Source organism: Cyanobium sp. BA20m-14, assembly GCF_024346295.1.
This window is the reverse complement of record NZ_JAGQCR010000179.1, coordinates 1-6,700: the sequence shown is the minus strand read 5'-3', so window position 1 is coordinate 6,700 and position 6,700 is coordinate 1. Positions and strand designations below refer to the sequence as shown.

Here is a 6,700-nt window from a genome sequence, read left to right as displayed (position 1 = left end):
GTGCCCAACATCGACCAGGCGGTGATCTCGGTGCACGGCCACAACGACCTGGGCCTGGCGGTGGCCAACTTCCTCGAGGCGGTGAAAAACGGCGCCCGCCAGCTGGAGTGCACGATCAATGGCATCGGCGAGCGGGCTGGCAATGCCTCGCTCGAGGAGCTGGTGATGGCCCTGCACGTGCGGCGCAGCTACTTCAACCCCTTCCTGGGGCGGCCGGCCGAGAGCACCGAACCGCTCACGGGCGTGCGCACCGAGGAGATCACCAAGACCTCGCGGCTGGTGAGCAATCTCACCGGCATGGCGGTGCAGCCAAATAAGGCGATCGTGGGCGCCAACGCCTTTGCTCACGAGAGTGGCATCCACCAAGACGGCGTGCTCAAAAACCGCCTCACCTACGAAATCATTGATGCCCGCACGGTTGGCTTGGCGGACAACCGCATCTCCCTTGGCAAGCTGAGCGGCCGCAGCGCCTTCCGTGCCCGGCTCGAGGAGCTGGGCTACACGCTCGAGCGTGAGGATCTCGACGATGCCTTCGCCCGTTTCAAGGAGCTGGCGGATCGCAAGCGGGAGATCAGCGACCGCGATCTCGAGGCGATCGTGAGCGAGCAGGTGCAGCAACAGGATGGCGGCAGCTTCACCCTCAAGAGCGTGCAGGTGAGCTGTGGCACTGGCTTGCAGCCCACCGCCACCGTCACCCTGGTGACTGCGGATGGCGCCGAGCTCAGCGAGGCGGCGATCGGCACCGGGCCGGTGGATGCGGTGTGTCAGGCGCTCAATCGGCTGGCCCAGGTGCCCAATGAGCTGGTGGAATTTTCGGTGAAATCGGTGACCGAAGGTATCGATGCCATGGGCGATGTGACGATCCGGCTGCGCCACGAGGGTGTGCTCTATTCGGGCCACTCAGCCGACACTGACATCGTGGTGGCCGCCGCCCAGGCCTTCGTGAACGCCCTCAATAGGCTGGTAGCCGGTGGGCGTCACCAGCCTCTGCACCCCCAGAAGGCGCCGCTGCCCGTAGTGGGCGACTTGCCCCTGGCCGACCGGCCGAGGTTTTAGGCAGGTGGGTTTAGGCAGCTGGGGGTATGGCGTTTCAGTTTGGGATCACGCCCTGGGCTGAGTGTTGTTTTTGTTGATTAGCTAAGCCAAGACTAAGCTAAGCGCCAAAACACTTGCTCCCCGGCCCGGCCCGCCCCCCTGAGTCATCTGCTTCCCTTCAGCTCCCCCCGCCATGAGCCTGCCCCTCTCCGGACCGCGCCGCTCACGGCTCAGTGCCGCCGCCCAGCTGATTTTGCTGTTGCTGGTGGCCCTGGCGATGCTGGTGCCGCTGCTGTGGCTGGTGAGCACCTCGCTCAAGGGTCCGGCGGAGGACATTTTCACCAGCCCGCCAGCCCTCTGGCCCAGTCAGCCCAGCTTTGAGGCCTACAGCCGCCTTTTTACCGACAATCCAATCGGCACATACCTGCTCAACAGCACGATTGTGAGTGGCCTGGCGGTGCTGGCCAACGTGCTCTTCTGCTCGCTGGCGGCCTATCCCTTGGCCCGCATGAATTTTCGCGGCCGCGGCTTGGTGCTGGCCCTAGTGGTAGCAACGATTTTGATCCCCTTTCAGGTGGTGATGATTCCGCTCTACCTGCTGATGGTGCAGATCGGCCTGCGCAACACCCTCTGGGCCCTGATCATTCCCCAGGCGGCCACCGCCTTTGGCATCTTCCTGCTGCGGCAGAGCTTCCTGGGGGTGCCGGTGGAGCTGGAGGAAGCAGCCCGTTGCGATGGCTGCACACCCGTGGGGGAGTGGTGGAACGTGATGATCCCAGCAGCCCGGGCCGACCTGATCACCCTGGCGATGTTTGTTTTTATCGGCACCTGGAGCGATTTTCTCTGGCCCCTGGTGATCCTCGATGAACCCGAGCTCTACACCCTGCCGCTTGGGCTGCAGCAGCTGGCCAGCAGCTTTTCGCTCGACTGGCGCCTGGTGGCAGCAGGAGCGGTGGTTTCGATCCTGCCGGTGCTGGTGGTGTTTATCGGTCTGCAGCGCTACATCCTGCCCAGCGCCGCCGGCGATGCAGTTAAAGGTTGAAAACCTGATCAGTTAGCAGTTGCAGGGGGGCGCACAGGCGGCAGGGCTGGCACTCCCAAAGGCAGCTCATCGGTTTTCGGGTCAGTCGTTTCGCTGGGGCGGGTTGCGCGCAACTTTCTGAGCTCGGCCCGCAGGTTGGCGGTTTCGCGGCTCAGCCCATCGATGCGGGTGCCGTTGCGCTCCACCGCCTGCAGCCGCTCCACGGTGGTGCGTAACTGCTGTTCCAGGCCATTTGTGCGATCAAGGGCCCGGCTGTTCTCCAACCCCTGCACCCGCTCCTGCAGCTGGCGGATGGTGGCGTTCTGCTGGCGGGATTTGCCCACGATCACAAAGAAAAGCACCACAAGCATTGCCGTGACGCCGGCCTGCAGCCAGGGCACCCAGGCGAGTGAAGTGCCGTTGGGGCTGGCTTCGGTGCTGATCGCGGCTTGGTCAGGGGCTGGGGTCATCAAGGCAAGCTGCCGAGGATGCTTCGATCCTGCCGGCAAGCAGGACTTTTGTCAGGGATGTGAACTCCTGTGGGAGGTTGAATGTATTGGAAAAGGAGAGCCGACTGTGCCGGTGGCTGGCCCAAAACTTAGGTCGCTGCCAAGGCCATTTCTGGTCATGTGGGTGGGCCAGCTGCTCTCAAACCTCGGCACTCAGGTGAGTCTTTACGCCTTGGGGCTGTGGCTGTTCCAGCAGCATGGCCAGCTGAGTGCCTTTGCTGCGGTGGCGGTTGTGGTGCAGTTGGCCAAGTTGGCATCCCTTTCGCTATTGGGCCGTCAACTGGATCGTTGGCCGCCGCGACGGGTGATGCTTGCCGCTAACGGCCTCGGCAGCACCTGCACTTTGGGCCTGGCCTTCACCTTGATGATGCGTCCAGCCACCCTGCCACCGGTGTTGCTTTGCATTGGGCTGGCAGCGGCAGCAGAGGCGGCTCTTTTGGTGACCTGGTCCAGCCAACTGGCCAGATTTGTGTCTAGAGAGCAGCTGGGAGCGGCCAGCGGGCTCTTCGCTGGGTCGGATGGAGCTGTGGTGATGGCAGCCCCCCTACTCGGCGCTGTGCTGGCGGCGACGGCCGGGTTGCCGGGTGTACTCGTCACTGACAGCCTTACGTCACTTATTGCTGCGGCCTGCACGCTTCTGGTGGCCTGGCCGCAGTCGTTGTCAGCCCCGCTCACTACGGCTGCTGGTCATGAGGCTTCCCCTCAGGTAGGTGTGCGCTATGCCTTGAGCGAGTTGTGGAGCAATCGGCGCTGGCGCCCCCTGTTGCAGATCAACAGCGTGGTGGTAGGCGTGTTTGCTGCCATTGAGATCGCTTTCCCCGCCTGGGTGGTGGCGGCAAGCGGCTCCCAGCGTCTGATCCTGGCTCTGGCCCTGGCCGGATTGGGCTATGTCGGTGGGCTCTGGCTATGGGCCCGGGTGCCTCGCTGCCATTGGCTGGACTGGCTGCGCATCGTGTTGCTGCTCCAGGCGGTGCTACTTACCGGGGCTGGGCTGGTGTGCTTTCAGCAGTGGCAGGGGGTGTGGTTTTTGGCCGTGGCCCTATTTGCTGCTGCGGTTCCGGTTGCTCTTGGCGCCCTCCAGAGTCTTTGGTTGTCCTGGGTGCCTTTGGCTTTACAGCCGCGGCTGTTTGTCGGCCGTTATGGCCTGGAGTGGATCTCCCGTCTAGGAGCTCTGCTGGGGATGAGCTTGCTGGCAGATGGGGTGATAGCCCCGCTGATCCGGGGAAGCTACTGGCCCGCTTGGCTGCTGGACGCTCTTGGCCGGGGCCCGGGGCGCCCGACGGCGATGGCGATCGGCTTGCTGGGCTGGGTTTTGCTGATTCCTCTTTGGCGGCTCTGGCGTCCGCTGGGACGCCTTCAACTGGATGAAAATAGATAGTGATGAAAGTTCTGATTTATACATCCAGTGGCGGCACTGCTCACGACTCGGCCGCCGAGGCAATTCGGCAATGGTTGGAGCGTGAGCGGCCGAATATCGAAGTGCGTGTCGATCAGGTGTTGGAGCGCTCGAGTAGCACCTATCGAGGTGGCGTAGAGCTCTACAACTGGATCCAACGCCGACGCCCCTGGCTGCACCAGATCTACTGGCGGGCTATGGAACTGGAAGATCTGGTCAAGCCAGGCACCGTTCTATTCGGGCGCCGATACTTGATTCGTGAGCTTCAGGACTTCCGCCCGGATGTGCTGATCTCCACCCACCCTCACACCAATCGTGGCCATTTCGATTTGGCTAAAAGGGTTTTGGGTAACCAGCTTCGTTGCATCACTTGCTGCACTGAGCTCGATGGTGGTTTTGGCTTTAGCCGCAACTGGCTCAGTCGCAAAACCGACCTGTTCTGGGCCCTTACAGAGGAGGTGGTCAGGGAAGTGCGGCGACGACGTCCAGGGGTTCCAGTGGAGCTGCTTGGGCCCCTCCTTTACCCGGACTATCACGATGGTGGGCCGGCGCCTGCTGCTGTTGAAGGTCTGCCCCTGTTGGTGCTCGGCACGGGCTCAAATGGAGCAAATAACCACATCCCCCTGCTGGAGCAGCTACTGCCGTTTGCTGGTCAGCTGACGGTGGCGGCCCTATGCGGCCGACGACAGATTGTGCGGGAGGAAGTGCAGGCCTGGGTAGATCGGCACCCAGCGCTGGCTGTTCAGGTGCTCGACTATCAGGGACCGGCGGAGATGGCTGATCTTTATCGTCGCGCCTGGGCCATGATTAGTCGCCCAGGTGCCCGAACTGCCACTGAGGCTCTGTTTATGCGATGCCCACTGGTGTTCAACCATTACGGCACAACCATGCCTCAGGAATTGCTGGCCCCCCGGTATTTCCATGCCCGAGAATTGGAGTCTGCCATTAGACAGACTAAAGAGCTGTCAACCTTGGTGCACCAATGGCTGACCAATCCACCTGCGTATTTGGCCCTACGGCATCGCTATCAGCAGCACCGCCTTACGGCCGATCCGGGCAAAATCCTCGAGCGCTTAGCCCTTGAGTAACATTGATATGCATTTGATAGTCCCGATGCCAGAGCCGATTGCAATCGTGGGCATGGGATGCCGGCTTCCGGCGGGTATCAATTCACCTGAAAGTTTTTGGCGATTTCTAAGGGAAGGGCGTGAGGCGATCACAGAGGTGCCCCCCGACCGCTGGAATTTGGATCTCCACTACAACCCTGACCCTGGCCATCCGCTCACTCAGCATGTGCGCCACGGCGGTTTTGTAGAGGGCATCGATCAGTTCGATGCGGCCTTTTTCGGCATTACGCCCAGGGAAGCGGTCTGTATGGATCCCCAGCAGAGGCTTTTGCTTGAAGTGGCTTGGCGGGCCCTCGAGGATGCAGGCAAGCCCCTAGAGCATGTGCGCGGCACGGCGGTGGGGGTGTTTATGGGCATCTCCAGCGCCGACTACAGCTCCTTGCTTTGGGCTTCGCGGGAGCGCTTTGTTACTCCCGACAACGAGCCATTCGTGTTGCCAGGCAACACAGGCTGCATAGCTGCAAACCGTCTCTCCTATTTCTTTGATTTCAAGGGCCCCAGCTTCACTGTCGACACCGCTTGCTCCTCCTCCCTGGTAGCGGTGCACTTGGCCTGCGAAAGCATCTGGCGGGGCGAATCCGAGGCTGCCCTCGCCGGTGGTGTGCAGGCGTTGATTCACCCCGGTATTCAAATGAGCTTTTGCAAGGCCGGCCTGCTGGCGCCGGATGGGCGTTGCAAGAGTTTTGATGCCAGTGCTGACGGATATGTTCGTTCGGAGGGAGCCGGGGCGGTGCTGCTCAAGCCCCTAGCCGCTGCCCAATCAGACGGAGATTCGATCTACGCGGTTATTCATGGCTCAGCCGTCAATTCTGATGGCCGCAGCAATGGCATGGTTGCTCCCAATGCTCGGGCCCAGATCGCCTGCGTGCGCGCGGCCTTTGCCAAGGCAGGCATTGACCCATCGGCTACCCAGTACGTCGAGGCTCACGGTACGGGCACTCGCCAGGGAGATCCGATTGAACTTCGGGCTCTCGGCACCGTGCTTGGCGAAGGGCGTACTGAGGGGGAGTTCTGCCGCGTGGGTTCGGTGAAAACCAACCTTGGTCACTCGGAAACTGCTGCTGGCATAACCGGATTGATCAAGGCGGCCCTTTGCGTAGCTAAGCGACAACTACCCCCCAGCTTGCATTGCCTCCGCCCAAATCCTTCCATTGATTTTGCCGGCCTAAAGTTGCAGGTTCAGACCGAACTGGAGCCGTTCCCCCATCAGGATCGAGCCTTGGTGGTGGGGGTTAGTTCCTTCGGTTTCGGTGGAACCAACGCCCATGTCGTGCTGGCAGATGCTCCCCGCCAGAGCGCGCCTATTCGCTTTGGCGCGCGCATGCCGCTGCAGCTAATCACCCTCTCGGCTCGTACACCTGAGGCTCTCAACAGGATTGCCTTCGAGTTAGTTCAGCAGTTGCAGGAGCAGCCCAACACCAAGCTCACCGATCTGGCTGCTTCCGCAAACCTAGGTCGCACTGGCTTTCGAAGGCGGGCGGTCTTTCTGGCTCGAGATAAGGATCATCTGGTGTCCCAGCTCCAATCCTTGGCAAGCGACCGACGTCCTCTTCCTGAAGGCGTTTACTGCAATACCGCATCAAGGCGCCTTGGCAAGCTGGCTTGGCTATTT

At 61.7% G+C, this 6,700-nt stretch carries 6 protein-coding genes; 5 read left to right on the top strand and 1 reads right to left on the bottom strand.

What is annotated here, in order from left to right; all coding sequences use genetic code 11:
* The coding region (locus KBZ07_RS14345) for a 2-isopropylmalate synthase (RefSeq protein WP_254932245.1) at positions 1–1,056 on the top strand (1,056 nt) is incomplete at its 5' end.
* 172 nt (positions 1,057–1,228) lie between these two features.
* Positions 1,229–2,077 carry a carbohydrate ABC transporter permease gene (locus KBZ07_RS14340; RefSeq protein ID WP_254932244.1) on the top strand — a complete coding sequence of 283 codons (849 nt, stop codon included), beginning with the start codon at positions 1,229–1,231 and terminating at the stop codon, positions 2,075–2,077.
* An 8-nt stretch (positions 2,078–2,085) separates the two neighbouring features.
* Here KBZ07_RS14340 and KBZ07_RS14335 read toward each other — a convergent pair whose 3' ends face one another.
* Complete coding sequence (locus KBZ07_RS14335) at positions 2,086–2,526, bottom strand: hypothetical protein (RefSeq protein ID WP_254932243.1); 441 nt, start codon at positions 2,524–2,526, stop codon at positions 2,086–2,088.
* Positions 2,527–2,683: 157 nt separating this feature from the next.
* Here KBZ07_RS14335 and KBZ07_RS14330 point away from each other — a divergent pair, with 157 nt between their 5' ends.
* The 3 genes from KBZ07_RS14330 to KBZ07_RS14320 all read left to right on the top strand — a co-directional run.
* Positions 2,684–3,943, top strand: a complete 1,260-nt coding sequence (locus KBZ07_RS14330; RefSeq protein ID WP_254932242.1) for an MFS transporter — start codon at positions 2,684–2,686, stop codon at positions 3,941–3,943.
* Positions 3,944–3,945: 2 nt separating this feature from the next.
* Entirely contained in the window at positions 3,946–5,049 is a 1,104-nt protein-coding gene (locus KBZ07_RS14325; protein ID WP_254932241.1) for an MGDG synthase family glycosyltransferase, read from the top strand.
* 25 nt (positions 5,050–5,074) lie between these two features.
* The coding region (locus tag KBZ07_RS14320) for a type I polyketide synthase (protein WP_254932240.1) at positions 5,075–6,700 on the top strand (1,626 nt) is incomplete at its 3' end.

Coding starts and splice junctions, on each gene's coding strand:
- KBZ07_RS14340 (WP_254932244.1), top strand. CDS start 1,229: ATGAGCCTGCCCCTCTCCGGACCGCGCCGCTCACGGCTCAGTGCCGCC.
- KBZ07_RS14335 (WP_254932243.1), bottom strand. CDS start 2,526: ATGACCCCAGCCCCTGACCAAGCCGCGATCAGCACCGAAGCCAGCCCC.
- KBZ07_RS14330 (WP_254932242.1), top strand. CDS start 2,684: ATGTGGGTGGGCCAGCTGCTCTCAAACCTCGGCACTCAGGTGAGTCTT.
- KBZ07_RS14325 (WP_254932241.1), top strand. CDS start 3,946: ATGAAAGTTCTGATTTATACATCCAGTGGCGGCACTGCTCACGACTCG.